The sequence below is a fragment of the Pseudonocardia sp. D17 genome (assembly GCF_036984265.1).
GTDB classification, from domain to species: Bacteria; Actinomycetota; Actinomycetes; order Mycobacteriales; family Pseudonocardiaceae; genus Pseudonocardia; species Pseudonocardia benzenivorans.
Map to the genome: position 1 here is coordinate 26,037 of NZ_BPRG01000088.1, position 25,929 is coordinate 51,965.

General features: G+C 73.0%; 20 protein-coding genes and 2 pseudogenes. 10 read left to right on the forward strand and 12 right to left on the reverse strand.

Going from position 1 to position 25,929, the window contains the following annotated elements:
• From mltG to shbA, 6 genes and pseudogenes are all read right to left on the reverse strand, one after another.
• Positions 1 to 2,064, reverse strand: a complete 2,064-nt coding sequence (gene mltG, locus PSD17_RS15885; RefSeq protein ID WP_339123232.1) for an endolytic transglycosylase MltG — start codon at positions 2,062 to 2,064, stop codon at positions 1 to 3.
• Positions 2,065 to 2,328: 264 nt separating this feature from the next.
• Positions 2,329 to 2,778: a Holliday junction resolvase RuvX gene (gene ruvX, locus PSD17_RS15890; RefSeq protein ID WP_013675634.1), complete on the reverse strand. Its 450-nt coding sequence runs from the start codon at positions 2,776 to 2,778 to the stop codon at positions 2,329 to 2,331.
• Positions 2,775 to 5,438, reverse strand: a complete 2,664-nt coding sequence (gene alaS, locus PSD17_RS15895) for an alanine--tRNA ligase (RefSeq protein WP_339123234.1) — start codon at positions 5,436 to 5,438, stop codon at positions 2,775 to 2,777. The genes ruvX and alaS overlap by 4 nt, the downstream gene beginning before the upstream one ends.
• A 62-nt stretch (positions 5,439 to 5,500) precedes the next feature.
• Complete coding sequence (locus PSD17_RS15900; protein WP_013675636.1) at positions 5,501 to 5,806, reverse strand: hypothetical protein; 306 nt, start codon at positions 5,804 to 5,806, stop codon at positions 5,501 to 5,503.
• Positions 5,803 to 6,180: a DUF948 domain-containing protein gene (locus PSD17_RS15905; RefSeq protein WP_013675637.1), complete on the reverse strand. Its 378-nt coding sequence runs from the start codon at positions 6,178 to 6,180 to the stop codon at positions 5,803 to 5,805. Before PSD17_RS15905 ends, PSD17_RS15900 begins: the two co-directional genes overlap by 4 nt.
• Before the next feature lie 231 nt (positions 6,181 to 6,411).
• A pseudogene (shbA, locus tag PSD17_RS15910) lies at positions 6,412 to 6,954 on the reverse strand (RNA polymerase sigma factor ShbA); the annotation flags it as partial.
• A gap of 667 nt (positions 6,955 to 7,621) precedes the next feature.
• Between shbA and PSD17_RS15915 the strand changes: the two are divergent.
• Positions 7,622 to 8,332 carry a TetR/AcrR family transcriptional regulator gene (locus tag PSD17_RS15915; RefSeq protein ID WP_013675639.1) on the forward strand — a complete coding sequence of 237 codons (711 nt, stop codon included), beginning with the start codon at positions 7,622 to 7,624 and terminating at the stop codon, positions 8,330 to 8,332.
• A 39-nt stretch (positions 8,333 to 8,371) separates the two neighbouring features.
• Here PSD17_RS15915 and rocD read toward each other — a convergent pair whose 3' ends face one another.
• Both rocD and PSD17_RS15925 read right to left on the reverse strand, forming a co-directional pair.
• Positions 8,372 to 9,640 carry an ornithine--oxo-acid transaminase gene (gene rocD, locus PSD17_RS15920; RefSeq protein ID WP_339123237.1) on the reverse strand — a complete coding sequence of 423 codons (1,269 nt, stop codon included), beginning with the start codon at positions 9,638 to 9,640 and terminating at the stop codon, positions 8,372 to 8,374.
• A gap of 121 nt (positions 9,641 to 9,761) precedes the next feature.
• Complete coding sequence (locus tag PSD17_RS15925) at positions 9,762 to 10,214, reverse strand: Lrp/AsnC family transcriptional regulator (protein ID WP_103383461.1); 453 nt, start codon at positions 10,212 to 10,214, stop codon at positions 9,762 to 9,764.
• Between the two features lie 28 nt (positions 10,215 to 10,242).
• Here PSD17_RS15925 and PSD17_RS15930 point away from each other — a divergent pair, with 28 nt between their 5' ends.
• The 3 genes from PSD17_RS15930 to PSD17_RS15940 all read left to right on the forward strand — a co-directional run bounded on the left by PSD17_RS15930 (position 10,243) and on the right by PSD17_RS15940 (position 13,354).
• Entirely contained in the window at positions 10,243 to 11,463 is a 1,221-nt protein-coding gene (locus tag PSD17_RS15930) for an arginine deiminase (RefSeq protein WP_013675642.1), read from the forward strand.
• A 76-nt stretch (positions 11,464 to 11,539) separates the two neighbouring features.
• On the forward strand, positions 11,540 to 12,727 hold the full coding sequence (locus tag PSD17_RS15935; protein ID WP_339123240.1) for an FAD-binding domain: 1,188 nt from the start codon (positions 11,540 to 11,542) through the stop codon (positions 12,725 to 12,727).
• Positions 12,728 to 12,733: 6 nt separating this feature from the next.
• Entirely contained in the window at positions 12,734 to 13,354 is a 621-nt protein-coding gene (locus PSD17_RS15940; protein WP_339123242.1) for a TetR/AcrR family transcriptional regulator, read from the forward strand.
• A gap of 55 nt (positions 13,355 to 13,409) precedes the next feature.
• Here PSD17_RS15940 and PSD17_RS15945 read toward each other — a convergent pair whose 3' ends face one another.
• Positions 13,410 to 14,987: an amidase gene (locus PSD17_RS15945; RefSeq protein WP_339123243.1), complete on the reverse strand. Its 1,578-nt coding sequence runs from the start codon at positions 14,985 to 14,987 to the stop codon at positions 13,410 to 13,412.
• 283 nt (positions 14,988 to 15,270) lie between these two features.
• Between PSD17_RS15945 and PSD17_RS15950 the strand changes: the two genes are divergently transcribed.
• The 3 genes from PSD17_RS15950 (at position 15,271) to PSD17_RS15960 (ending at position 21,790) form a co-directional block, all read left to right on the forward strand.
• Entirely contained in the window at positions 15,271 to 17,361 is a 2,091-nt protein-coding gene (locus tag PSD17_RS15950; RefSeq protein WP_339123244.1) for a hydantoinase/oxoprolinase family protein, read from the forward strand.
• Positions 17,362 to 17,385: 24 nt separating this feature from the next.
• Positions 17,386 to 19,365, forward strand: coding sequence for a hydantoinase B/oxoprolinase family protein (locus tag PSD17_RS15955; RefSeq protein WP_103383456.1), 1,980 nt, complete (start codon positions 17,386 to 17,388; stop codon positions 19,363 to 19,365).
• A gap of 88 nt (positions 19,366 to 19,453) precedes the next feature.
• Positions 19,454 to 21,790, forward strand: coding sequence for a penicillin acylase family protein (locus tag PSD17_RS15960; protein ID WP_013675649.1), 2,337 nt, complete (start codon positions 19,454 to 19,456; stop codon positions 21,788 to 21,790).
• A 23-nt stretch (positions 21,791 to 21,813) separates the two neighbouring features.
• On the opposite strand, the gene PSD17_RS15965 is transcribed toward PSD17_RS15960, so the two are convergent.
• The gene (locus tag PSD17_RS15965) at positions 21,814 to 22,917 is read right to left on the reverse strand and encodes a PucR family transcriptional regulator (protein ID WP_041759810.1); all 1,104 of its coding nucleotides are present in this window, start codon (positions 22,915 to 22,917) and stop codon (positions 21,814 to 21,816) included.
• Between the two features lie 198 nt (positions 22,918 to 23,115).
• Between PSD17_RS15965 and PSD17_RS35370 the strand changes: the two are divergent.
• Positions 23,116 to 23,283 (forward strand): annotated as a pseudogene (locus PSD17_RS35370) (enoyl-CoA hydratase/isomerase family protein); the annotation flags it as partial.
• Here the strand turns inward: PSD17_RS35370 and PSD17_RS15970 are convergent.
• A complete protein-coding gene (locus PSD17_RS15970) occupies positions 23,200 to 23,472 on the reverse strand; it encodes a hypothetical protein (RefSeq protein ID WP_339123247.1) in 273 nt (90 codons plus the stop codon). The pseudogene PSD17_RS35370 and the gene PSD17_RS15970 sit on opposite strands and share 84 nt — an antisense overlap.
• Positions 23,473 to 23,516: 44 nt before the next feature.
• Positions 23,517 to 24,008, reverse strand: coding sequence for a carboxymuconolactone decarboxylase family protein (locus PSD17_RS15975; RefSeq protein WP_013675651.1), 492 nt, complete (start codon positions 24,006 to 24,008; stop codon positions 23,517 to 23,519).
• Positions 24,009 to 24,106: 98 nt separating this feature from the next.
• Between PSD17_RS15975 and PSD17_RS15980 the strand changes: the two genes are divergently transcribed.
• Both PSD17_RS15980 and PSD17_RS15985 read left to right on the forward strand, forming a co-directional pair.
• Positions 24,107 to 24,676 (forward strand): nuclear transport factor 2 family protein, encoded by a 570-nt coding sequence (locus PSD17_RS15980; RefSeq protein WP_339123250.1) that lies wholly within the window; start codon positions 24,107 to 24,109, stop codon positions 24,674 to 24,676.
• A 349-nt stretch (positions 24,677 to 25,025) separates the two neighbouring features.
• Positions 25,026 to 25,928: a S1 family peptidase gene (locus tag PSD17_RS15985; RefSeq protein WP_103383451.1), complete on the forward strand. Its 903-nt coding sequence runs from the start codon at positions 25,026 to 25,028 to the stop codon at positions 25,926 to 25,928.
• Position 25,929 lies beyond the last annotated feature (1 nt).

Sequence of the window (25,929 nt, forward strand, 5' to 3'; positions counted from 1 at the left end):
TCAGAACGCGCCGTTGGCGATCGCCTGCCGCACGTTGTCCTGGTGCTCGGCGAGCGTCGTCCCGAAGCAGGAGGTGCCGTCGGGCCGGCAGCGGACGAAGAACAGCCAGGGGCCGGGCTCGGGGGCGAGCGCCGCCGCCATCGCCGCCTTGCCGGGCGCCGCGATCGGGGTCGGTGGCAGTCCGGCGACGGCGTAGGAGTTGTAGGGGCCGACCTTCGCGCGGGCCTCCGCGGTCGTGCGGAGGGCCTGCACGTCGAGCGGGTAGTTGACCGTCGAGTCGAGCTCGAGGCGCTGGCCCGCGGCGAGCCGGTTGTAGACGACGCGCGCCACCTTCGGCATGTCCGGGGTGATCGCCTCCTTCTCGACGAGCGAGGAGATGATCAATGCCTGGTACGGGCTGACCCCGGTCTTCGCGCCGGCGTCGGCGACGCCGGTGGCCTCGAGGATCGGCACGGACGCCGCCAGCAGTGCCTTCCAGACGTCCGTGGCCGACGTCCCGGGTTCGACGTCGTAGAGGCCCGGTGCGACGAGACCTTCGAACCGGCGCGCCGGGTCGGCCTTGGTCACCCCGTCGACGGCCCATGCGGGGACGCCGAGCTGCGCCGGGTCGGCCTGCTCCATCGCCGCGCGCAGGTCGTCGACGCTGACGCACTGGCGCCTGCCGTCGATCTGGCCGCAGCTGGCCTGTGAGATCAGGCTGAGCACGCCGGGGCTCGTCGTCCCGTCGGGGGATCGGGTGTCGTCGAGCTGGGTACCGCCGCGGATCTCCAGCTTGCCGACGCGCGAGGCGGGGTCGACGAGCTTGCCGACCGCCGCGGCGGCCGACATCCGCCCGTTCATCTGGTAGTACCCGGGCTGCACCGCGAGGATGCGCTGGTTGCCGCGGGCCGCGTGGGTGAACGCCCCGGCGCTGGCGACGACGCCGCGGCTGGTGAGCATCGTGCCGATCTGGCTGGTGGAGTCGCCCGCCTGGACACGCACGATGACGTCGCCGCTGCCGGGTCCGTCGTAGTCGGGGTCGAACAGGGAGCCGAAGAGGTAGACGCCGCCGCCCGCGATCGCACCGAGCAGCACGACCGCGGCGACGACCACCACGACGAGGCGCCTCCGCCGGTGCACCGCCGACACCGGCGCCGTCCGGCGGGCGCCGCGTCTGCCGGTCGGGGCGGCCGCGGTGCGCCGGGGTGCGGCACGGTCGGGCGGCTGATCACCGGGGTCGGCGTCGGCACGCCTGTCGCCGGAGCCGGGCGGGTACGGCTCGCCCCAACCCTCGCCGCCGTCCGGGTCGGAGTAGCGGTGGGAGAACGCGTCGCCGTCGTGGGACTCGCCCTCGTACGGTCCGCCCCCGTCGGATTCGCTGCCGTCCGACCCGCCACCGCCGGGGTCGCCACCGTAGGACCCGCCGCCGGTCGGGTGGGTGCCGTAGCGCCCGCCGCCGCGGGCGTCGTATCGGGTCTCGTACGCGCGGGCGCCGGGTCCCGGGTCCTCGCGGTACCCGCCCGGCTCGGCCGTCCCCGACCGCCGGTACCCGGCCGCGCCGCGACCGGCCCGCTCCGCCGCCGCGTAGTCGTCGTCGCCGAGGTCGCGGTAGTCCGGGTACTCCGGCCGCGGCCTGCCGACACTTGGCCGGCCGTCCCCGTGCCGGGAATCCACGTCCCGGCCATCCCCCCGCTGGGCATCCGCACGGGCGCGGACGCTGCGGGCGCGGACGGTCTCCGCGACGGCGCCCTCGTCGGCGACCGGCTCGCGACGGCGCGCACGCGACGCCGGTGGCATCGACGGGACCGTCCCCGGGTCGTAGGGGTCGGCCGGCTCGGCACGCCGGCGCCGGCCTCCCGCGGCGCGGCGGGCCGTCGACCCGGCGGCCGGAAGCTCCGGTCCCGAGCCCGTCCCGAACGAGGTGGCCCCGAACGAGGTGGCCCCGAACGAGGTGGCGAGGTCGTCGGCATCGCGACGAGCGCGCCGACCCCGGTATCCGGGGAGCTTCTCGGTGCCCTGCTCGGTCTCGTGCCCCGGACGCTCGCGGCGACGCCGCGGCTCGCGCGCGGGCGGCTCGCCGTTCACCCGGTGGGCACCGCTGTGCCTGCCGAGGGACGACCCCGACGGGTCGGCGGGCCCCGGGCGGGGCTCGTCGTGCCAGGGCTCCGCGCGCCGCGGTGCCGCTGCGGCGCGGCGCGGCGGCGGCCGCCCGTCGTCTCGGCCGCGGCCGTCCGACCCCTCGGTCACCGGAGCCGGCCGGAGCTGCCGACGTCGGGCGCAACGGGGTTCACAGGTCCCGACAATACCGACGCCCCGACCGCGCGCGGACCGGCTCCTTCCTGCCCACCGTCACCGGGGCCGGGCGTCGAGCCAGCCCTGCAGGATCGCGACGGCCGCCGCCTGGTCGACGACCGCCCGCTGCCGCTTGCCCTTGACGCCGCGTTCGCGCAGCTGGCGGGTGGCGACGACGGTGGTCAGCCGCTCGTCGGAGAGCTCGACGGGGACGTCGAGGACGGCGACGAGGTCGTCGGCGAAGGCGCGGGCCGCCGCCGCGGCGGGACCCTCGGCACCGGCCAGCGTGCGCGGCAGCCCGACGATCACCTGCACCACGTCGTGCTCCGCCACGAGCGCGGCGATCTCGCGCAGGTCCGACCCGCTGCGGTCGCCCGCCTCCCGCAGGTCGCGCGCGACGGTGACCAGCGGCGTCGCGAGCATGCCGTCGGGGTCCGACAGGGCCACACCGACCCTGACGGCCCCGACGTCGATCCCGAGCCGGCGGCCGCGCCGGGGAGCGCTCACCCGGCGGCGAGCGCGGAGCGCAGCGCGGCGATGGCGTCGGGGACGCCCGCCGGGTTCTGCCCGCCGCCCTGAGCGAGATCGGGCTTGCCGCCGCCGCGGCCGCCGACGGCGGGCGCGAACGCCGGGATGAGCTTCCCCGCGGCGAGGCCGCGGTCGCGCGCGGCGGCGGTCGTCGCCACGACGAAGGAGACCTTGTCGCCGTCGGTGCCGAACAGGGCGACGACACCCGGCCGGTCGCCCAGCCGCCCCCGCACGTCGGCGGCGAGCGCGCGCAGGTCGTTACCCGAGACCCCGGCCGGGGCCGCGACCGCGACCAGTGCGATCCCGGCGACGTCCTCCGCGCCGTCGGCGAGTGCACCCGCGGCGCCCAGCGCGGCGTCGGCCCGGTGCTTCTCGAGGTCGCGCTCGGCGGTGCGCAGCCGCTCCACCAGCGCGGCGATGCGGTCTGGCAGCTCGTCGGGGCGTGCCTTGAGCTGGTCGGAGATCTGCGAGAGCAGCAGGTGCTCGGTCGAGACCTGGCGCAGCGCGTCGTTGCCGACGAGGGCCTCGACGCGACGGACGCCCGAGCCGATGGACGCCTCCGACAGCACCTTGACGATGCCCAGCTCGCCGGTGCGCGCGACGTGCGTGCCGCCGCACAGCTCGCGCGAGTAGTCCCCCATGTCGACGACGCGGACCCGGTCGCCGTACTTCTCGCCGAACAGCATCATCGCGCCGAGCCGGCGGGCCTCGTCCATGGAGGTCTCGTACGTCTCGACCTCGCGGTTCTCCTGCAGCTTCGTGTTGACCTCCTCCTCGATCTCGGCGAGCGCCGCGGCGGGCACGGCGCCGGACGGGGAGGTGAAGTCGAACCGCAGCCTGCCGGGGGCGTTGAGCGACCCGGCCTGCGCCGCCGCCGTGCCCAGGGCCCCGCGGACGCCCGCGTGCACGAGGTGGGTGGCGGTGTGGGCCCGGGAGATCGACGCGCGGCGGGCGACGTCGACCTCGGCGACGACGGCGTCGTCGACCGCGACGGTCCCGGCCTCGACGGTGCCGCGGTGCACGCGCAGCCCCGCGACCGGCGACTGCACGTCGTCGATGCGGACGATGGCCGATCCGGTGCGCAGCACGCCGTGGTCGGCCTGCTGGCCGCCCGCCTCGGCGTAGAACGGGGTGCGGTCGAGCACGACCTCGACCTGCTGGCCCTCGCTCGCGGCGGGGACCGCCGCCCCGTCGACGACGAGGCCGACGACGGTGCCCTCGGCGGCGAGCTCGGTGTAGCCGAGGAACGTCGTGGTGCCGTGGGCGTCGAGCAGCGGGCGGTAGACCGAGCCGTCGTGGTGGCCGGTCTTGCGCGCGGCCGCGTCGGCCTTGGCCCGGGTGCGCTGCTCGGTCATGAGCGCGGCGAACCGGTCCTGGTCGACGGTGAGCCCGGCCTCGGCAGCCATCTCCAGCGTCAGGTCGATCGGGAAGCCGTACGTGTCGTGCAGCTGGAACGCCTGGTCGCCGGCGAGCGTCGTGCCACCGGCCCGGCGGGTGTCGGCGACGGCCACGTCGAAGATGCGCGATCCCGCGGTCAGCGTCTGCAGGAACGCCTCCTCCTCGGCGCGGACGACGGCGGAGATGCGCTCGAAGTCGGTGACCAGCTCCGGGTAGGACGGCGCCATCTCGTCGCGGACGACCTCGGCGAACACGCCCAGCACGGGCTCCTGCACGCCGAGCAGCCGCGACGAGCGCACGATGCGGCGCAGCAGCCGCCGCAGGACGTAGCCGCGCCCGTCGTTGGAGGGGGTGACACCGTCACCGATGATCATGACGCCGGACCGGGCGTGGTCGGCGATGACGCGGAAGCGGACGTCGTCCTCGTGCGAGGCGCCGTAGCGCCGTCCGGACAGCTCCTCGGCACGGGTGATCACCGGCCGGACCAGGTCGGTCTCGTAGACGTTGTCGACGCCCTGCAGCAGGTACGCGACCCGCTCGATGCCCAGCCCGGTGTCGATGTTCTTCGCGGGCAGCTCACCGATGATCGGGAAGTCGTCCTTGGTCCCGCCGGCGGCCCGCTCCTTCTCCATGAAGACCAGGTTCCAGATCTCCAGGTAGCGGTCCTCGTCGACGACGGGCCCGCCCTCACGGCCGTACTGCGGCCCGCGGTCGTAGTAGATCTCCGAGCACGGGCCGCACGGCCCGGCGACGCCCATCGACCAGTAGTTGTCGGCCATGCCGCGGCGCTGGATCCGCTCGGCGGGGATGCCCGCGATGCGCTGCCACAGACCGGCGGCCTCGTCGTCGTCGTGGAAGACGGTGACCCAGATGCGGTCGGGGTCGAGGCCGTACCCGCCGTCGGACGTCGACGACGTGATGAGGCGCCACGCGTGCTCGATGGCGCCCTCCTTGAAGTAGTCGCCGAAGGAGAAGTTCCCCGCCATCTGGAAGAAGGTGTTGTGCCGCGTCGTGCGGCCCACCTCGTCGATGTCGCCGGTGCGCACGCACTTCTGGATCGACGTCGCCCGCGGGTACGGCGCCGGCGCGTCGCCGAGGAAGTACGGCTTGAACTGGACCATGCCGGCGTTGACGAACAGCAGCGTCGGGTCGTCGAGGATCAGCGACGCGCTCGCGACGCGGGTGTGGCCGGTGCCGGTGAAGTGGTCGGTGAAGCGGCGGGCGATCTCATGGGTCTGCACGGGGACGGCTCTCTACGTGATGCGGTCGGTGGGCCGAGGGGCGGGGCGGACGCGCGTGCGGGTCAACGCCCCGCCCGGCGCGCTCGCCGGGGGCTCGTCGCCGGGTCCTCTGCGACGGCGTCGGCGAAGGTGGGGACGGGGGTGCCGGTGCGGCGCTCGACCATGTCGGCCAGCTCCTGCTCGCGCGACTGCATGCCGGCGCGGACCTCCGCGCCGAACGCACCGAGGCCGGCACCGAGCTCGCGCAGCCCATCGGCGATGTTGGCGCCCATCCCGGCCGGGGTGAGGCTCTGCGCGGCGCGCGTGGCACGCCTGCTGCCGTAGACGCCCGCGGCGACGCCGACGCCGAGCCAGAACAGCCGCTTCACGCGCGGGCCTTCTTCCTGCCCTTGCCCGCGCGGCGGGCCTTGATCGCCTTGTTGACGCCGTAGGAGAACGCGGCGGCACGCACGAGCGGGCCACCGAGCGTCGCGGTGAACAGCGAGGACAGGACCGACACGTTGGCGGTGACGGTGCGGGCCCCGGCGGTGATCCCGTCGACACGTTCCAGCTGCGTGTTGACCTGGTTGAGCGTGGTGTGCGCGTCGGACAGCAGCGGCGCGCTGCCCTCGTGGGCCTTGCGGATCGCGACGGTGGCCTCGTCGAGGGTGCGGCCGAGCTTGATCAGCGGGACGGCCGCGATCAGCACCAGTACGACGAACGCGCCGGCGGCGATCAGCGCGGCGATCTGGCCAGCCGACACGTGTCCTCCTGACCCGGACGACGAGGCCCGGTGACGATGTCTGGTGATCGTCGCCAGGCTACTCCCCGGGCGGTTCGCCGCTCAGCCGACCCGTTCGTCCCGGTCCGCCTGCGCGGGGGACTCCGCACGGGCCCCGTCGGCGCCGTCGCCGGTCGCCTCGCCCGCCCCGTCGCCAGGGCCGTCGCCCGGTCCCCGGCCCGCGGCCGCGTCGGCCAGCAGCAGTGCCGCCGCCTCGTGGTCGACGAGAACCTGACGCAGCCGGGTGAGGGCCCGGTGCTGGGTCACCCGGACCGCGCCGGGTGTCGAGCGCACGGCGTGCGCGGTCTCCTCGGCGGACAGCCCGACGGCGACGCGGAGGACGATCACCTCGCGCTGGCGCGGGGTCAGGGTGTGCAGCAGCTCCCCCAGCCGCTCGCCGAGCTCGACGGCCAGCGCGCGGTGCTCCGGGCTCTCCGCCCCCGACACGGTGTCGGGCACCTCGGGGACCGGCTCGGACCGGTTGCGGCCGATGGCCCGGAACGCGTCGGTGACCTTGTGGGCCGCGATGCCGTAGACGAAGGCGCGGAACGACAGTCCCTTCACGGTGTAGTTGGGCAGCGCCCGCACGACGGCGAGGCAGACGTCCTGCGCGACGTCCTCGGCGGCGCCGATCACGGACTCCTGGCGGCCGAGCCGGGCGCGGCAGTACCGCAGCACCATGGGGTGGATGAGGGCGAGCAGCGCGTCCCGGGCGGCCGGGTGACCTGCGGCGGCGTCGCCGACGAGCGCCTCCAGCTGCTCGGCGGGACCCTCCGGGACGGGCTCGGCGGCGGCCTTCGCGGCGAGCGGGTCCTCGGCGAGCGCGAGCGCGGCGTCGGCGGGGCCGACCGCCCCGTCGGGCGTCGGCGGTGCGGCCGCGTCGGCGTCGGGCGCGACGCGCGGGCGCGGCAGCACCGGAACGGGCGGTGTCGAGGTGGCGACCGCGGCCGCGGCACCGGATGTGGCCCTGACACCGGATGTGGCTCTGGCAGACGGGACCGGGTACTCCGCGGACGGCGTGGTGACCGGCGTCCGGCTCGTCACGGTCGCGGCGGTCGCGGCGGTCATCGGCGTGGGGTGCCGGCGGCGGCCGGCTCTGACGGAGCGTGCATCGGGGTCCCCTCCCTGCACCGGAGCCGCCATCGGTGGACCACCGGGCAACTCCGAATGTCCGACCGGTGCCGATCCGCGGTGAGGAAGCGGGCCCCGTTCACGGCAGCGCAAGAGGACTCGACGTCGATTCTCACCCACCGCGATCCCCCGACCGCCGGCGTGCGAGCCTCCCCCGCTGTACGGATCATGGAGACCGCTGTGCCCGGCGGTATCTCCACGACGTTCGACTTTCAAGTACAAATCCGTATCTTGGGTGAATCCCGACTTGGAGTCAAGGGTAATTGGGCCCGGATTGGCTACGCTGCGTGTAATGAGTCCCGCCCCCGACCCCCATTCGGCCGATCCGCGCGCGCGGGCCGCGGCCACGAAGCGCAACCGAACCAGGCGTGCGCTGCTCGATGCCGCCGACGCCACGTTCACCGCGCGGGGCTGGGTGCGCACGCGGATCGAGGACGTCGCCTCGAACGCGGGGGTCAGCTCGGCCACCGCCTACAACCACTTCCCCGCCAAGCACGCGCTGATCGCCGAGGTCTTCGCACCGCTCATCGCCCCACTGGTCGCCGCGTGCCGCGCCGCCGCGGCGGACGCGGCCCGGTCCGACACGCCGCCCGCCGAGGTCGTCGGCGCCCTTGTCACACAGATCCGCGCGCTGACCCGCATCGGCGTCCGCAACCGCGGGATCACCGCCGCCTACTGGGCCGCCACGCAGGACTACACGGTCCGCGTCGGCGCGCTCCCCGACCCCTCCGACGAGCAGGACCCCCGCGTGATCGCCCCCGTCGTCGACGTACTGCTCGACCTGGTCGAGAACGGCCAGCGCAGCGGGGCGCTGCGGACCTTCCCGCCCGCCGCGCAGCTGTGCCCGTCGCTCGTCGACGTCCTGCTCGCCCGGATCGCGCTCGACACGAGTCCGGCGTCCGGGCAGCTCGCGCGCCTCGTCGCCACGCTGGCGCTGGGCGCCCTCGCGCCCGAACGCGTCGTCGAGGGGAGCGTCGACGGCTGGACACTGACCCCGTCCTGACCCCGTCCTGACCCCGTCCGGGGCCGGGGGCGGGGGCGGTCAGCCGGCGAGCCCGGCCAGCACCTCGCCGAGCGTCGCGAGAGCGTGCCGCAGGTCGGCCTCCGCGATGACCAGCGGCGGCGAGAGCCGCACCGTCGCACCGTGGGTCTCCTTGGCCAGCACGCCGCGGGCACACAGGGCCTCACAGACCGTCCGTCCGGTACCGAGCGCGGGGTCGATGTCGACCCCTGCCCACAGTCCGACGCTACGGAACGTGACGACGCCGCGACCGACCAGCGCCTCGAGCTCCGTGCGCAGGATTTCACCCAGCGTGACGACCTGACGGAGCAGGGCGGGCTCCGCCATCAGGCCTACCGCGGCCCGTCCGACGGCGCAGGCGAGCGGGTTCCCGCCGAACGTCGAGCCGTGCTGGCCGGGTCGCAGCACACCCAGGACGGCCTCGTCGGCGACGACGGCGGACACCGGCAGGATGCCCCCGCCCAGGGCCTTGCCCAGCAGGTAGACGTCGGCGTCGACGCCCCCGAGACCGCGCGTCGCCAGGACGTGCCCGGTGCGCCCGAAGCCGGACTGAACCTCGTCGGCCACGAAGAGGATCCCGGCGTCGGTGCAGATGTCGCGGACGGCCGCCAGGTAGCCCGGCGGCGGCACCACGACGCCGGCCTCGCCCTGCACCGGCTCGACGAGCACGGCGACGGTCTCGGGCCCGACGGCCGCCCGCAGGGCGTCCGCGTCGCCGTACGGGACGACGTCGAAGCCGGGCGCGAAGGGCCCGAACCCGTTGCGCGCCTCCGGATCCGTCGAGAAGCCGACGATGCCGATGGTGCGGCCGTGGAAGTTGTTCGCCGCGACCACGACCCGGGCCCGGTCGTGGGGCACGCCGCGGACCTCGTAGCCCCACTTGCGGGCGACCTTCAGCCCCGACTCGACGGCCTCGGCGCCGGTGTTCATCGGCAGCACCATCTGCTTGCCGACCAGCGCTGCGAGCTCGGCGCAGAACGGGCCGAGCTGGTCGTTGCCGAACGCCCGGCCGGTGAGCGTCAGCCGGTCGAGCTGGCGGTGCGCGGCGGCCACCAGCGCGGGATGGCCGTGTCCGAAGTTGAGCGCCGAGTACCCGGCGAGACAGTCGATGTACTCGCGGCCCTCGACGTCGACGACGCGGGCACCCGAGCCGCTGGTCAGCACGACGGGCAGGGGCGCGTAGTTGTGCGCGGAACGCTCGGCGAGCAGCTGCTCGTGCCATGTGGTGGTCGCGGCGAGCGGGTCGGTCAGGGTCACGGCAGCCTCCCGGGTCGCGACGGGTGGTCGCATACCTCGACGGTAGGAAGCCCCGCCGTGCACGACAATCGGCCTCCGTTGCGCGTCCACGGCGGATCGTTGCGCGTCCGGCGCCCGCCGTGGCGGATCGTTGCGCGGGCGCCGGTTCCCGCGATCAGGCCCGGGGACCGGCCCCGCGGCGCAGCAGCGGCGAGAGCACCAGGACCGACCGGGTCCTGGCGACGAACGGCTCTGCCCCGATGCGCTCGAGGACCCGTTCGAAGTCGCGCATGTCGGCGGCGAGGATGTGCAACAGCGCGTCCGCGTCGCCGGAGATCGTGCTCGCGTCGACGACCTCCGCGAACGGCTCCACCGCCGCCCTGATCACCTCCGGCGGGGTCGAGGACCGGCAGAACAGCTCCACGTAGCCCTCGACGGTCCAGCCGAGGGCCGCGGGGTCGATCGTCACCGTGAAGCCGGTGATCGCCCCGCCCGCGCGCAGCCGGTCGACGCGGCGCTTGACCGCGGAGGCCGTCAGCCCGATGCGCCCGCCCAGGTCGGCGTAGCTGCGCCGGGCGTCGTCGGTGAGCAGGGCGATCAGCTGCTCGTCGAGCCGGTCCAGCCGCATGTGCGCATCATCGGGCATCCTCGGCCACATGTACCGGGTGGACTCGGAGGTCGGCACGCTGCGCCGGGTGGTCGTGCACCGCCCCGGGCTCGAGCTCAAGCGGCTCACGCCGGGCAACAAGGACCGGCTGCTGTTCGACGACGTGCTGTGGGTCGCCCGCGCACAGGCCGAGCACGACCGGTTCGCCGCGGTGCTGCGCGAGCGCGGCGTGCAGGTCGACCTGTTCGGCGACCTGTTCCGCGAGACCCTTTCCGTCCCCGCGGCGCGCAAGCACGTCCTCGACACCGTGGTCGACGACCGGATCTACGGCCCGCCCGCCGTCGAGGGCCTGCGCCGGTGCTTCGACGAGATGGACCTCGACACCCTCGCGGAGCACCTCGTCGGGGGCATCACCAAGCGCGAGGTGCTCGAGCGGGTCCCCGAGCCCCGCTCGATGGCCTTCCACGTCCTCGGCCTCGACGACTTCGTCCTCGAACCGCTGCCCAACCACCTCTACACGCGCGACACGTCGGTGTGGATCCACGGCGGGGTCGCGGTGAACTCGATGCGCCGGGAGGCCCGCAGGCGCGAGTCGCTGCACTGGGAGGCCGTGTACCGCTGGCACCCGGGGTTCGCGGGTGCCGACTTCGCGACCTGGTCCGACGGCGCGGCCGCCGGCCCGGCGACCGTCGAGGGCGGGGACGTGCTCGTCGTCGGCGGGGGCGCGCTGCTCGTCGGACTCTCCGAACGCACGACGCCACAGGGCATCGAGCTCCTCGCCCGGCGGCTGTTCGCCGCGGGCGAGGTCGACCGGATCGTGGCGTTGCGGCTGCCGTCCGCACGCGCGCTCATGCACCTCGACACCGTCATGACGATGGCCGACCCGGAGACCCTCGTGACCTACGCCGGGCTGGGCATGCTGCCCGCCTACACCGTCCGGCCCGGCGCGAGCCCCGACGAGATGGACGTGACCGACCATCCGCCCGCCGACATGCACACCGCGATCGCCGCGGCGCTCGGGGTGCCGCGGCTGCGGGTGCTCACCGCCGCGCAGGACGTGCACTCCGCCGAGCGCGAGCAGTGGGACGACGGGTGCAACGTGCTGGCCGTCTCCCCTGGCGTGGTCGTCGCCTACGAGCGGAACGTCACCACGAACACCCACCTGCGGCGCAACGGCATCGAGGTCCTGGAGATCCCGGGGGGCGAGCTGGGCCGGGGCCGCGGCGGGCCGCGGTGCATGAGCTGCCCGGTGCTGCGCGACCCCGCCTGAGCACGGCCGGGGCCCCACGGGGGGCGGTCCGGCGTAGACTGGTAGTCGAACCGGTGGTCCAGACCGGGAGGCGGACATGCGGGTGTTGATCGTCGGTAGCGGGATCGCCGGGCCCACGTTGGCCTACTGGCTGGCCAGGACGGGGCACGAGCCCACCCTTGTCGAGCGTGCGCCGCGGCCGCGGCGCGGCGGGTACCTCGTCGACTTCTGGGGTGCCGGGTTCGACGTCGCCGAGCGGATGGGCATCGCGGCGGAGCTGCACCGCTCGGGCCACCACCTGACCGAGGCCCGCTCGGTCGACCGCCGCGGCCGGCGGGTGGCCTCGTTCCCGGCGGAGGCGGTCGTGGGGGATCTCGGCGACCGCTACGTCACGATCGCCCGCTCCGACCTGGCCTCGACGATCATGTCCGCGCTGGACGGACGCGTCGAGACCCTGTTCGGCGAGACGGTCGCGGCGGTCGACGACGTCGACGGGGCCGTGCACGTGCGCTTCGCGAGCGGCACGTCCCGCGACTTCGATCTGGTGGTCGGCGCCGACGGGCTGCATTCCGCGGTGCGCACGCTCACCTTCGGTGCGCAGGAGCAGTTCGAGCGCTACCTCGGGATGGTCGTGGCCGTGTTCGAGGTCGAGGGGTACGCGCCCCGGACCGAAGGTGCTGCCGTCATGCACGCCGACGTCGGGTTCCAGCTGCTGCGGGTGTCGCTGCGCGACGACGTCACGATGTTCTGCGTCTCCCTCCGCCACGACGACGGCCTCGCAGCCGTGCCGGACGGCCCGCAGGAGCAGCAGGCGCTGCTGCGTCACCGGCTCGCCGGCGCCGGCTGGGAGACGCCGGCCGTACTGGACGCGATGGGCTCGGCCCGCACGTTCTTCTTCGACCGCGTCAGCCAGATCCGGATGCCGTCCTGGACGCGGGGACGGGTGGCGCTGGTCGGCGACGCGGCGGCGTGCCCGTCGTTCCTCGCCGGTCAGGGTTCCGCGCTGGCGATGGTCGAGGCCTACGTCCTGGCCGTCGAGCTCGCCCGTGCCGACGGCGACCATGCCCGCGCGTTCGCCCGTTACCACGAGCGTCTCGGTCCCCTGCTGCGGTCCAAACAGGACGCAGCCGTGGGCCTCGGACTGGCGTTCGCACCGCGGAGCAGGGCCGCGCTGGCCGTGCGGAACGTCGCGATGCGGCTGATGGGCCTCCCCTACGTGCCGAACCTCGTCATGGGCCGCAGCCTGCGCGACGCCGTCGAGCTGCCGGCCGTGCCGGTCGCCTGAGCCGCCGTGGTCCGCCCCCGCTTCGCCAGACTCCCCCCGGCCCAGCAGCAGGCGATCCTGCGCGCCGCGCTCGACGAGTTCGCCACCCACGGCTTCCACGACGCCTCGCTCAACCGGGTCATCGACGCCGCCGGCATCTCCAAGGGCTCGATGTACTACTACTTCGACGACAAGGCAGACCTGTTCGCACACGTCGCACGGGTCGAGTTCGAGCGCCTGCTCGCCGACGTCGGGCCCGTCGCCCGCCCGTCCGAGCCCGGCCCCGACGCCTTCTGGTCGACCGTCGAGCGCTTCTACCGCGACGCCCTCACCCGGCTGGCCGCCCACCCCCGGGTGGCCTCGCTGGCGCGCACCTGGCTCGGGGCGTCGGAGAACCCCGCCCTCCAGCGGGCGCAGCTCGAGCTGGAGGCGACGGTCATGCCGTGGCTGGAACGCGTTCTCGTCCTCGGCCGGTCCAGCGGTGCGGTACGCACGGACCTTCCGTCCGACCTGCTGATCGCCGTCGCGATCGGCATGGGCAGGGCGATGGACACCTGGCTGCTGTCCCGACCGCCCGACGACACCGTGCCACCGCCGACCGGCGCGCTGGTCGGGATGCTCCGCCGCGCCCTCGAACCGCAGACGTGAACGGCTCCGCGGCGGCCGTCGGCACCGGCCGACCGTCGCCGCCGGTCCTGCCCGCTCAGACCGCCGAGATCGGAGGCCGTCGATGCGCCCATGGGGCTTCGGCCTCCAGCTGGCCGGCGAGGCCGAGCAGGATGTGCTCCTCGCCGAGTCTCGCAACGGCCTGGACCCCGACAGGCAGTCCGTCGGCCGTCCAGTGCAGTGGCAGGGAGACCGCCGGCTGCCCCGTCGCGTTCTGGAGCTGCGTGAACGGCGCGAACGACCACATCCGTCGACGGACCTCGAACGGGTCCGCGCCGGGCTCGGTCACGAACGATCCGATGGGCACGGGCGGCAGGCCGAGCGTCGGGGTGAGCATCACGTCGAAGTCCTCGTGGAAGCGTGCGACCTGCCGACTCACGGCCTGTAGGTCCTGCACGGCCGTGAGGTACTCGCCACCGCTGATGTTCTCGCCGCGTCGGGCCATCAGCCACACCAGCGGCTCGATCTCGTCCTCGCGGGGCTCCCGTCCCCGCAGCCGCGTGACGTCGCGGAGACCGGCGGCGACGGCCACCGCGAGCATGCGGGTGAAGTTGCCGAACAAGACGTCCTCGTCGATGGCGGGCCGGGCCTCGACCACCTTGTGCCCCAACGACTCGCAGAGCGCGGCGGCGTGTCGCACCGCCACCCGGCACTCCTCGTGGATGGCGTTCCCGCCGTATGTGTGCTCGGTGAACGCGATCGTCAGCGGCCGATCCACGCGGCCGGTGGCCTCGAGGAACGTCGTGGGCGGATTCCCGAACCAGTACGGCGCACCCGTGTCCGGCCCGTGCGTGGCGTCGAGGGCCGCCGCGGTGTCGCGCACGCTGCGGCTGACGACGTGTTCGGCGACCAGCCCTCCCCAGACCTCGCCGTAGCGGGGGCCGAGCGGATTGCGGCCCCGGCTCGGCTTGAGGCCCACCAGCCCACAGCACGACGCCGGGATGCGGATCGACCCGCCGCCGTCGTTCGCGTGTGCGAGAGGGACGAGGCCGGCCGCGACGGCCGCAGCTGCCCCGCCGCTCGAACCGCCGGTCGACATGTCCGGGTTCCACGGATTCCGGGTCGCACCGAACAGTACGGGCTCGGTCGAGGGACCGACGGCCATCTCGGGCAGGTTGGTCTTGCCGAGGATGATCAGGCCCGCTGCCTTGTACCGCCTCGTCAGCTCCGCGTCCTCGCTCGACACGTTGCCCTCGAGGAACCTGCTGCCCGCCCGGTAGGGCTGTCCCGCGTACTCGGCGAGCAGGTCTTTCAACAGGAACGGGACGCCGTGGAGCGGCCCGGTCGGAGCAGCCGCCGACGGGGCCCGCCGCGCGGCTGCCAGGCCTTCGTCGAACATGTAGTGGATCACCGCGTTGATTCGTGGGTTGAGCGCCTCGATCCTCGAGATGGCCGCGCGCGCGAGCTCTTCGGAGGTGACCTCGCCCTCGCGGACGAGCTCTGCCTGACCGACTGCGTCCACCTCAGCGGCTACCGACATTCCTCGACGACCTCCGGCTTCGTCCCGCCGCCGGCGTCCGCGGACGCGGTACCGGCACCTACGCACGACGGTAGGCGGCGGTGTGCCCGGGATCGATGGGCAGACATCGAGTGCCGCCGCCTCGGGGCTCGACATGTGCTCAACGACCGCGGGAGCGAGGCGGCCGCCGGGACCGCGGCGAGGACGCCCCGGACGTGTGCGGGCGCCCCGAGTTCGGGTGACCCGACGCCCCCTCCCGCCCACCGGACTGCAACTGCACAACCGGTCCCGGTCAAGGCTGTGAGCCTGTCGCTTGTGAGGCAACGTGCCCGCGTCTGTACTGGGCTCGCCGGTCCGCGTGTGCCAGGTCACCCCACAGCGGGTCCGATTCCAGCGGCCGCCCACCCACCGGCAGTCGAGCAACCGAAAGGGACACCACATGACGTGGCGAGTTGGCATTGACATCGGGGGGACGTTCACAGACGTCGTCGCGATCGAGGAGGAGACCGGACGGCGTGTCTACGAGAAGGTCCCGTCGACCCCCTGGGATCCCTCGGAGAGCTTCGCGAACGGGCTCGACGGCCTGACCGGGCACGGAGTCGCCGCCGACGAGACGACCATGGTCATGCACGGCACCACCGTCGCGACCAACGCCATCCTCGAGAGCAAGTACAGCGAGGCCGGCCTGATCGTCGCCCACGGACACCGCGAGGTCCTCGAGTGCGCTCGCCAGACCGTGCCGGGCGGGTTCGGCAACATCGCCTACTGGGAGAAGCCACCGCGGGTGGTGCCGCTCGAGCTCGTCCGTGAGGTGAAGGGCCGCATGGCCCATACCGGGGACGAGATGGTTCCCCTCGACTCCGAGTCCGTCCGCGCGGTCGCCGAGGAGTTCAGGAGCATGGGGATCGAGGCCGTGGCGGTCTCGTTGCTCAACAGCTACCGCAACCCGGTCCACGAGGAGGCCGTCCGCGCGATCTTCACGGAGGTCTACCCGGAGTGCTACCTCACGCTGTCCTCCGAGCTGAGCCGGGAGTACCGCGAGTACGAGCGCACGCTGAGCACCTGCCTCAACACCGCCCTCATGCCCGCCCTGACGCACTACGTCAAGCAGCTGTCCAGCGCGATCGCCCGCAGCGGCGGCAAGTCCGAGCTGTTCGTCATGCAGTCCAACGGCGGCCTCGTCCCGGATGCGGACATCGCCACCCAGCCGATCAAGGCCGTCCTGTCCGGCCCGGCCGCCGGTGTGCTGGCCGCGTGCGCCTTCGGACGAGTGGCCGACGAGCCGGACCTGATCACCCTCGACATGGGCGGCACCAGCACGGACATCTGCCTCATCGAGAACGGGCGCCCGCACATGCTGGCCGAGGGCAAGATCGAGCACTACAACATCAAGACTCCGATGGTCGACATCACGACGCTCGGCGCCGGCGGCGGCTCGATCGCGACGATCGTCGGCGACGACTCCCTGCGCGTCGGACCCCAGAGCGCCGGTGCCAGCCCGGGCCCGGCGGCCTACGGCAAGGGCGGCACGCAGGCGACGGTGACCGACGCCCACGTCGTCCTCGGCCGGATCCCCGAAGCCACGCTGGGCGACGGGTCGATCACGGTCGACCGCGACGCCGCGCGCAAGGCCATCGCCGACAACATCGCCGACAAGCTCGGCGTGACCCCGGAGGAGGCGGCGCTCGGCATCCTCCGGCTCGCGAGCGAGAACATGGCCCGCGGCATCAGCCTGACCAGTGTCTCCCGCGGACGCGACCCGCGCCGGTTCACGCTCTTCCCGTTCGGCGGCGCGGGAGGCCTGCACGCGTGCCGGTGTGCGGAGATCATGCAGACCCGGAAGGTCCTCGTGCCGCTGGCCCCGGGTCTTGCCTGTGCCGAGGGCCTGCTCATGACCGACCTCCGGACGGATGCCGTGTACACCTACGTGCGGCGCGAGGACGAGATCGACCTGCCCGAGCTGCAGCAGGCCTACCGCAAGATCGCGGAGGAGGCGCTCGCGTCCGCCCGCCGCGAGAGCGTCGACCAGCAGCGGGTCGGCGTCGAGACCTTCCTCGACTTCCGCTACAGCAGCCAGGCGTACGAGATCCGCGTACAGGTCGACTCCCACTACGACGGCGACCCCAACGAGCTGTCCGAGGAGGCCTGGCAGAAGGCGATCGAGGAGTTCCACGCCGCTCACGAGCGGACCTACGGCTACTCCTACAAGGGCCAGGACCCCGTGGAGATCGTCGCGCTCGCGGCGGCCGGCATCGGGGAGCTCCGTCGGCCGCCCATCAACGAGGTCGCGCCGAAGAACACCGGCTGGGACGAGGCGAACCTCGGTGACACGCAGGTCTTCTTCGAGGCGAAGGCCGGTCACGAGGGTGGCTGGGTGTCGACCCCCGTCTACCCCCGCGACGGCCTGCCCGTCGGCCTGTCGACCTCCGGACCGGCGATCGTGGTGCAGGAGGACGCGACGTTCGTGCTGGAGCCGGGCTGGTCGATGACCGTGGACAAGAACGGCCAGATCCTCGCCACCCGCGACTGACCCGCGCCTCGGACGGAGACCGACATGACCCAGGAAATCACGCACTTCACGATCGACATGACCCCGTACGAGGACCGCACGCGGTTCGAGCCCATGCGGCTCAAGAGCTGGCCGCGCGACGACGCCGCATGGGAGCGCATCCAGAAGCTGAAGCCGACGCTCGACTCCCTCACCATCGACGTCATCGGCGGCGCCCTCCAGTGGGCCGTCGAGGAGGGCGAGGCCGTCGTCGAGCGGATGGCGCGCAGCAGCATCATCCGCGAGCAGCACGACTACCGCGCCTCGATCAACTCGATCGACTGCGACAACGTGACCACGGTGTCGTGGGCCGCGACCGCCGACCCGATCCGCGACACCTACTCGCTCGAGGAGATCCTCCCGGGCGACGTGTACATCTACAACGACGTCCACGGTTCGTGCGCCACGATCGGCCACCTGCCCGACTACTGCATCGTCATCCCGATCTTCGGAGAGGGCCGCCTCATCGGCTTCTCCCAGGTGTTCGGCCACGTCACCGACGTCGGCGGCGCGGTGCCCGGCAGCTGGCCCATCCGTTCGACCAGCATCTACGAAGAGGGCACGATCTGCCCGGTCGTCAAGCTGTTCGACGCCGGCAGGCTCAACGCGGACGCGCTGAAGATCCTGCTGCGCAACAGCCGCTTCCCGGGCGAGCTCCAGGGCGACATCGACGGGTTCATCGCCTGCGCGCGGCTGATGGAGCGCCGGGTGCTCGAACTCGTCGACCAGTACGGCGCGGACGTCGTCGAGGCGGCGTTCTACGCGATCATGGACCGCTGCGAGAGCGACGCTCGCGCACACGCGCTGCCCAACATCCCCGACGGCACCTACGTCGGCGAGGACTTCATCGAAGAAGACGGCATCTCGAACAAGCCCATCAAGATCAAGTACACCATCCACAAGGACAAGGACCGCATGGTGATCGACGCCAGCGGGACCGGTCCGGTGGCGGAGGGCCCGGTCAACTGGGCGATGGACGGCCGCCACTACATCAAGTGGCTCGGCGCCTTCCTCGCCGGCGAGGCAGGCCAGGAGCTCCTCGTCAACGAAGGCATGGGCCGGGTGATGCAGATGATGATCCCGCCCGACACCGTCCTGTCGGCGCGGCATCCCGCACCCGTCGTCGACCGCATGGAATGCATGCTGGTCATGATCAACGCCTACACGGCGGCGCTGGCGAAGGCGCACAAGGGAAACGTCATCGCCGGGATGATGAACATCCAGCTCTACGGCATCTGGGGCCACGACGACGACGGCAACGAGTACCTCTACCGCGAGATCTTCGGTGCCGGCTCGGGTGCACGCCCCTGGGCCGACGGGACCGACACCGTCGACCTCGTCCCCCACTCCAAGAACCTGCCAGCGGAGTTCATCGAGCAGCGGTACCCGATCGTCGTCGAACGAGTCGGCCTCTACAAGGACTCCGGCGGTGCCGGGCTCTACCGGGGCGGGCTGGGGTACCTCAAGGACGTGCGCTGCCTCGCCGACGGGTTCCTCTCGATCACCGCGTACCGCACGGTGTTCGGCCCGTTCGGCGTCAACGGCGGCAAGGCCGGCCTCCCGGGCGTGTGCTGGATCAACCCCGGCACACCCGACGAGGTCAAGCTGGTCCACCGTCAGCAGATGGTCCCGGTGAAGAAGGGCGACATCGTCCGTATCACGACCCCCGGCGGCGGCGGATGGGGCGACCCGCTCAAGCGCGACCCCGAAGCCGTGCGCCTCGACGTCCACCGCGCCCTCGTGTCGCCGGAGAGCGCTCGTGACGACTACGGAGTCGTCCTCGTCGACAGCGACGACCCGCGCCACCCCATTGCGGTCGACACCGAGGCGACCGCCGACCGTCGGCGCGAGCTCGCCGCCAACCGCGCCCCGCTCAAGCTCATCGACCGCGGCGAGGCCTTCAACAAGATGGTCGAGGAAGGCCTCATCGAGGTCAGTGACTACGACGACCTCGCCTACGACGAGAACGGCAACCCGGTCGGCTGACGGATCGCGCGACGCCGGGGTGACGGACCGACCCGTCCCCCGGCGTCGCGGCCTGCCCTCTCCCATCCGCACCTCTCTAGGAGTCACGATGAGTCAGCAGGACGTGCCTGCCGACCGACGCGTCCACGACGTCCCCGGCCTCGGGTCGCCGGTCGAGATGGTCATCGACCGTTGGGGCGTCACCCACATCTACGCCTCGTCGTCGCACGACGCGTTCCTCGCCCAGGGCTACAACGCCGCCCGCGACCGGCTGTGGCAGATCGACCTGTGGCGACGCCGCGGCCTGGGGCTCCTGTCCGAGGTGTTCGGACCGCAGTTCGTCGAGCGTGACCGGGCCGCCCGGCTGTTCCTCTTCCGCGGCGACATGCGCCAGGAATGGCTCGCGTACGGCTCCGACACCAAACGGATCGCGTCCGCGTTCGTCGCCGGCGTCAACGCGTACGTCGATCTGGTGCGTTCCTCGCCCGACCTGCTGCCGCCGGAGTTCCGCCGGCACGGCTACCTGCCGTCGCACTGGCACGCGGAGGACGTCGCCCGCATCCGCAGCCACGGCCTGTTCCAGAACGTCCGCGAGGAGGTCGCCCGGGCGCGGACGGTCAGGGACTACGGCGCCGCGGTCGAGGAGCTGCGCAAGGCCCGGGAGCCGTTCGTCCCGCTCACGGTGCCCGACGGCCTGGACCTGCACGCGATCCCCGACGACGTCCTCGACGTCTACGAGCTCGCGACGACCTACCCGGACTTCACCGAACCCGCCCGCGTGCCCTCCTCGGCCGCCGTCCTGATGGAGGGCAGCAACAACTGGGTTCTCGGCGGGCAGGTCACCGAGACGGGGCGGGCGATCGTCGCCAACGACCCGCACCGGGCGCTGTCGCTGCCGTCGCTGCGCTACCTCGTCCATCTGAGCACCCCCTCGTTCAGCGTCATCGGCGGCGGGGAGCCGGCACTGCCCGGGGTCTCGATCGGGCACAACGGCGCGCTGGCGTTCGGGATGACGCTGTTCAGCGTCGACCAGGAGGACCTGTACGTCTACGAGCTCGATCCCGACGACCCGACGCGCTACCGCTACGGCGACGGCTGGGAGCGGATGCGGGTCGAGCGCGACGTGGTGCCGGTCCGGGGAGGCACCGAGGTCGAGATCGAGTTCCTCTTCACCCGGCACGGTCCGGTCGTCCGCACGACGCGGACGCACGCGTTCGCCGTCCGCGCCGCGTGGCTCGAGCCGGGCATGGCACCCTACCTCGGCAGCGTGGACTACATGCGGGCCACGGACTTCGAGAGCTTCGGCGCGGCCATGAACAGATGGGGCGCGCCCGCGGAGAACCAGATCTACGCCGACGTCCACGGGAACATCGCCTGGAAGGCGGCCGGACTCGCCCCGCGTCGCCCGAACTGGGACGGGACGATGCCCGTGCCGGGCGACGGACGCTACGAGTGGGACGGCTTCTACGACGCCGACGAGCTGCCCGGGATCGAGAACCCCGAGCCGGGATGGTTCGCATCGGCGAACGAGATGAACCTCCCGCCCGACCATCCCGCGGGGAAGACGGTCACCCACGACTGGTACGCACCCGATCGGAAGCACCGTATCGACGCGGCGATCGCGGGCGGACTGGTGCGGTCGGTCGGCGACGCCGCCCGCTTGCAGAACGATGTGACGAGTCTTCCTGCGCAGCGGATCCTCCGGGTTCTCGGGCCGCTCACCGACGGCGACGCCGCGCCCGGCCTGGCGATGCTCAGGGAGTGGGACGGCGTCCTCGAGGCGACGTCGGCGGCCGCGGCTCTCTTCGAGGTGTGGCACCGGCGCCATCTGCGCCCGGCGGTGCTCGCCGCAGCGCTGCACCGCCTGCTGCCCGCCGCCGAGGTCGACGATGCGGTCGCCCGACTCGTGCCCGACGAGTCGCTGCTCGCCGACTCGCGGGTCCTGCTCGACCTGCTCGAGGATCCCGGCGATCGCCTCGGACCGGACCCGGCCGACACGCTGCGCCACGTCATGATCTCGTCGCTCAAGGCCGCGTTCGCCGAGTGCGAGTCGCTGATGGGCAACGACCCCGCGACGTGGGCGTGGGGACGGCTGCACGTCTCCGTGCTCCGTCACCCCCTCGGGGTCACCGACGACCGGACCGGAGACGTCGTGACGGTCGGGCCGGTCCCTCGTGGTGGGAGCGGGGACACGGTGTGCGACACCGCCTACGACTCCGCCTTCGTGCAGACGGGCGGATCGACGTTCCGTGTGGTGATCGACGTGGGCGACTGGGACGCGTCACTCGCGCTGAACCACCCCGGCCAGTCCGGCGACCCGCGCTCACCGCACTTCGCCGACCTCGTGGACGGCTGGGCGCGGGGGCAGTACTTCCCGCTGCTCTACAGCCGGTCCGCCGTCGAGTCGGCGGCCGAGCTGGTGCTCGAGCTGCGGCCTCCGGACTGAGTACCGCTCGGTCCTCGTGCTCGCTACGGGGTGCCGCCGGCCGGCTTCCCGGCGCTCATCGCGAAGAGGAAGCCGGCCGCGTCCCGAGGTCGGCGGACGTCCACACCGGTCAGGCTGCGGAGGCGTTCGAGACGGTTCAGCACCGTGTTCCGATGACAGAAGAGCTCGCCGGCGGCGCGCGAGACCGTGCCGTCCCCGTCACAGAACACCCGCGCGGTCTCGAGGAGCACATCCCCGTCCTGCACGTTCTCCAGACAGCGATGGATCCGGTCGGCCAACGCCTGGGTCACGAGCGGAGCCTGGGTCGCCGCGACCGAGAGCCACGCATCCTCGAGCAGGCCCGGCGAGCTCCGGTCCTCGGGGAGCGCCGCGAGGATGTCCGACGCGATCCTCGTCGCGCGCGGCACCTCGTCCAGCCCGTGAGCCGGCGGGGCGACGGCACACCGGATCCCCCCGAGGCAGATCATGACGCGCTTGTCCTGCTCCTGCGTGCTCTGGATGACGAGCAGGTCGCCACCTTCGACCTCCTGGTAGTGGAAGGACCATCGCAAGGCCATGAGCGCGTCGCGCGCGTCACGGAGACGCCCCGCGTGCTCGCGGGTCGCGATCACGACCCGGAACCGCCCCTCCACCGGGAGCTCGAGCACCTCCGCCGCGTTCTTGACGACATCGGGACGCTCCCCGTCGCACTTGAGCAGGCGTCGGAACCACTCACGTCGACGGTCGTCGGAAAGGTCGTCGAGTTCGTTCGACCGACGTCGGTAGGCCTCGGTGATGCGTTGCGTGTGGTCCTCGACGATCGCCCAGATCGCCGGGGCATGCTGCAACAGCGCTGCCGCCTCGTGGTCGTCCGCCTCCGCCAGCATCGCCTCCCAGACGACCTGGAAATCGCGGTTGGCCGCGGCCTGCACCTCGCTGAGCGGGACACCCTGCTCCGCCCGCCGGACCCCGACCCGGTGGGACACCTCGGCGAGATGCTCGGCGACCTCGAACCCGGCGATGCGACGCCAGATGAGCTCGAACACCTCGAGTGCCTTCGCCCGGAGCTCGTCGTGATCGACCCACGAATCGCCGTACAACCCGGACCGCCTCAGCAGCACGAGCCATGCGCGGTACTGGTCGTCCACCCGGGGCAGGCAACGACCCGCCACGGCCCTGAGCGCATGTCGCGAGGACTCGTCCACGTCGGGGTGACCCACATCGTCACGATAGGGCAGGCGAGCTGATGCCGACGTGCTCCAGTCGGCCTGAATGTCCGTTTCTCCGAATGTCCTCACCGTGATGCAGGATCGGGTCGTGCCGCACCGCCCCATCCGGCTGTCGCGGTGATCGTCCTCGAGGGAGCCGGGCGCGCGTTCTGCTCCGGCGCCGACCTCGACGACCCACCCGGACCGGCACCTGTCGGCAGCTCACCGGAAACCAGGCGAGAGGCCGCCCGCTTCGGCGAACGTGCCGTCCGCGAGGCCCGGCCGGTCACCGTCGCGCGCGTCCACGGCCACGCGATCGGCGGCGGCCTCCTGCCGGCAGCCGCCAACGACATCCGGGTCGCCGGAGCTGGGCGCGAGTTGATCCTTTTCGGGACCGAGGTGCCTGCCCCGGAGGCGAAGCGTCCCGGACTCGTGCACGACGTGGCCGACGGGATCGCCGCCCTCGACGCCGCGGTCGCCGAACGGGTCAGCCATACAGGTGGCCCTCCGGCGACGCCGCACGACCCGGACGCCTCGGGTCACCTGGCCGACGGAGAGAGGCGGACCGGACAGGCGACGGCGAGGTCCAGCACCGCGTTGATGCGGCCCAGTGCCAGCCACTTCGACGTCGACACGACGAGCGCCACGATCTCGGCGGGCTCGAACGTCGCTCGCATGCGTGACCAGAACGGCTCGTCGAACGCCTGCGTCCCGGCGACGAAGCGCTCGGCGAACTCGATCGCCAGCGCCTCCTCGGGGGCGTAGCGGTCGCGGAGGTCCGGATCCCCGACGCCGGTGTAGAACGCCTCGTCCATCCCGTGCGCCGCGAGGTCGTCCACCCGGGTGTCGCGGCACACCTGGCAGCCGTTCAGCTCGGCGACGCGCATCCGCGCCGCCTCGGCGACCCGGACCGGCAGCCGGGTGTCGGCCTGGACCGTCGCGCTGAAGGCCTCCGTCGCCGGGCCGAGCTCCGGGCACAGCTGCCACAGCGGGGCGCGGCCCTCGCCGGGCGGCAGGTCGAACGGGCTCATCCGCTACTCCTCGTAATCCATGTATATGATGATGATGTCAGGGCGGTCCTCCGAGGTCGAGCCCGCAGCGCCCCGATCCCTTCGTCCGGAGTGAGCCCATGACCATCGACGACGACCGGCTGCGCCCGCTCGTGGACCGGGCCGAGATCCACGACGTGCTGATGCGCTACTGCCGCGGGGTCGATCGCGCCGACGTCGAGCTGATCCGCTCCGTCTACCACCTCGACTCCGTCGACGACCACGGCTACTGGACCGGCCCCGGCCCGGACTTCGCCGAGTTCATCGTCGGACGGCTGACGGCGAACGCGCTGCGCACCACGCACGCCGTGGCGAACGAGCTGATCGAGCTCGACGGGGACACGGCGCGGGTCGAGACCTACGTCTTCGCCTACCTGTGGCGGGCGACCGGGGACGGCGGGAGCGCCGAGGCGCTCGACGTGTTCGCCGGTCGCTACGTGGACCTGTTCGCGCGCAGGGACGGGCAGTGGCGGATCGCGAGCCGCACGGTGGTGCACGACTGGTCGTGCACCCCGCAGGTCCTCCCACCGGGGTTCGGGCTGCCCCTGGACACGTTCGCGCAGGGCACGCGCGACCGTTCCGACCACTCCTACGGGCTCCTGGGGACGAGCGGCGCGGCGCAGGTCCCGCCCTCGGCACGCGCGCGATAGACGGCGCACGACCGGCTCGGCGGCGCCCATGTCGGCCTCGCGCGGACGAGGCCCGGCTCGGCGGTGCGGTGACCCGCGTCCTGCGGAGTCCGGTGCCCGTCCGCCCCGGCCGTCGGAGGTTCGTCACTCCTGCCGCACCGGCCCACGAGCCGATCCACGGCCCAGCGACGAGACCGCCCGGCCACGTCGCCACGCGCATCGTCGCGACGGTGCCGGCGCGCGGGTCGGCTCCGGCCCGTGGAGCGGGCTGCGTCGCGTCGGGTGACGATTCGGTACGTCTCGGACACGGGCGTGACCGCGGTGGGGACCGGTCGTTCAAGGGGGTAGCCACCGGCAGAAAGGCCCGCTCGTGCCCTCCCGTCTCCGCCGCGCCCTCTGCGGCGTCGCACTGGTCGCCGCCACCGTCACCACGGCGCTGGGGATGACCGTCTCCGCCGGGGCCGCCGACGCCGCGCCGGTCACCGCTCTCCTCGACCCCGCGGCCGTGATGGGCCTGCTCGACGCCCGCGCCGCCCTGGGACTGCCGGCGGAGATCGCCGACTACGGCGTCGACGAGCAGGCCCACCGCGTCGTCGTCGATCTCACCGGTGCCGGTCGCACGCCCGCCGTCGACACGTTGCTGTCCGGGATCGACCCGTCGGTGCTGCAGGTGCACACCGGCGTCCCGGCGCCGCACCACGACGCCGCGCTCGAGGGCGGCGACACGATCGTCAGCGGCGACCTGCGCTGCACCGCCGGGTTCCCCGCGACCGGTGGCGGGCGCACGTGGCTGCTCACGGCCGGGCACTGCACGCGCGGTACCGGCACGTGGTCGGTCGAGACGGCGGACGGCGAGCTGGTGCCGATCGGGTCGGGCGCCCGCACGGCGGCGGCGGGCACCGACGTCGGCGCCGTCCCGGTGACCGCCGGCGGCTGGCACGTCCGGGCCGCGGCCGGCACCGTCGCGGTGCGCGGCGCGACCGAGGCGGGCCCCGGCGCGGCGGTGTGCCTCTACGGTTCGACGAGCGGGAAGGTGTGCGGCACCGTCATCGCCCGCAACCGCACCGTCAACTTCGACGGCACCGTCCAGTACGGGATGACGGCGACGACGATCTGCTCCGCCGAGGGCGACTCCGGCGGGCCCTACGTGACACCGTCGGGGCAGGCGCAAGGCATCCACAGCGGCGGGGGCATCGGCAGCGGCTGCACCAGCTACTTCACGCCGGTGTCGGTCGCCGTGTCGGCGTTCGGCCTGCGGCTGTTGACGAGCTGAC

Bases quoted from the DNA above. Each gene is read 5' to 3' on its own strand.
- PSD17_RS15915 (WP_013675639.1), top strand. From the start codon at position 7,622: ATGAGTCCCGCCCCCGACCCCCATTCGGCCGATCCGCGCGCGCGGGCC.
- rocD (WP_339123237.1), bottom strand. From the start codon at position 9,640: ATGCGACCACCCGTCGCGACCCGGGAGGCTGCCGTGACCCTGACCGAC.
- PSD17_RS15925 (WP_103383461.1), bottom strand. From the start codon at position 10,214: ATGCGGCTGGACCGGCTCGACGAGCAGCTGATCGCCCTGCTCACCGAC.
- PSD17_RS15930 (WP_013675642.1), top strand. From the start codon at position 10,243: ATGTACCGGGTGGACTCGGAGGTCGGCACGCTGCGCCGGGTGGTCGTG.
- PSD17_RS15935 (WP_339123240.1), top strand. From the start codon at position 11,540: ATGCGGGTGTTGATCGTCGGTAGCGGGATCGCCGGGCCCACGTTGGCC.
- PSD17_RS15945 (WP_339123243.1), bottom strand. From the start codon at position 14,987: ATGTCGAGCCCCGAGGCGGCGGCACTCGATGTCTGCCCATCGATCCCG.
- PSD17_RS15950 (WP_339123244.1), top strand. From the start codon at position 15,271: ATGACGTGGCGAGTTGGCATTGACATCGGGGGGACGTTCACAGACGTC.
- PSD17_RS15955 (WP_103383456.1), top strand. From the start codon at position 17,386: ATGACCCAGGAAATCACGCACTTCACGATCGACATGACCCCGTACGAG.
- PSD17_RS15960 (WP_013675649.1), top strand. From the start codon at position 19,454: ATGAGTCAGCAGGACGTGCCTGCCGACCGACGCGTCCACGACGTCCCC.
- PSD17_RS15970 (WP_339123247.1), bottom strand. From the start codon at position 23,472: ATGGCTGACCCGTTCGGCGACCGCGGCGTCGAGGGCGGCGATCCCGTC.
- PSD17_RS15975 (WP_013675651.1), bottom strand. From the start codon at position 24,008: ATGAGCCCGTTCGACCTGCCGCCCGGCGAGGGCCGCGCCCCGCTGTGG.
- PSD17_RS15980 (WP_339123250.1), top strand. From the start codon at position 24,107: ATGACCATCGACGACGACCGGCTGCGCCCGCTCGTGGACCGGGCCGAG.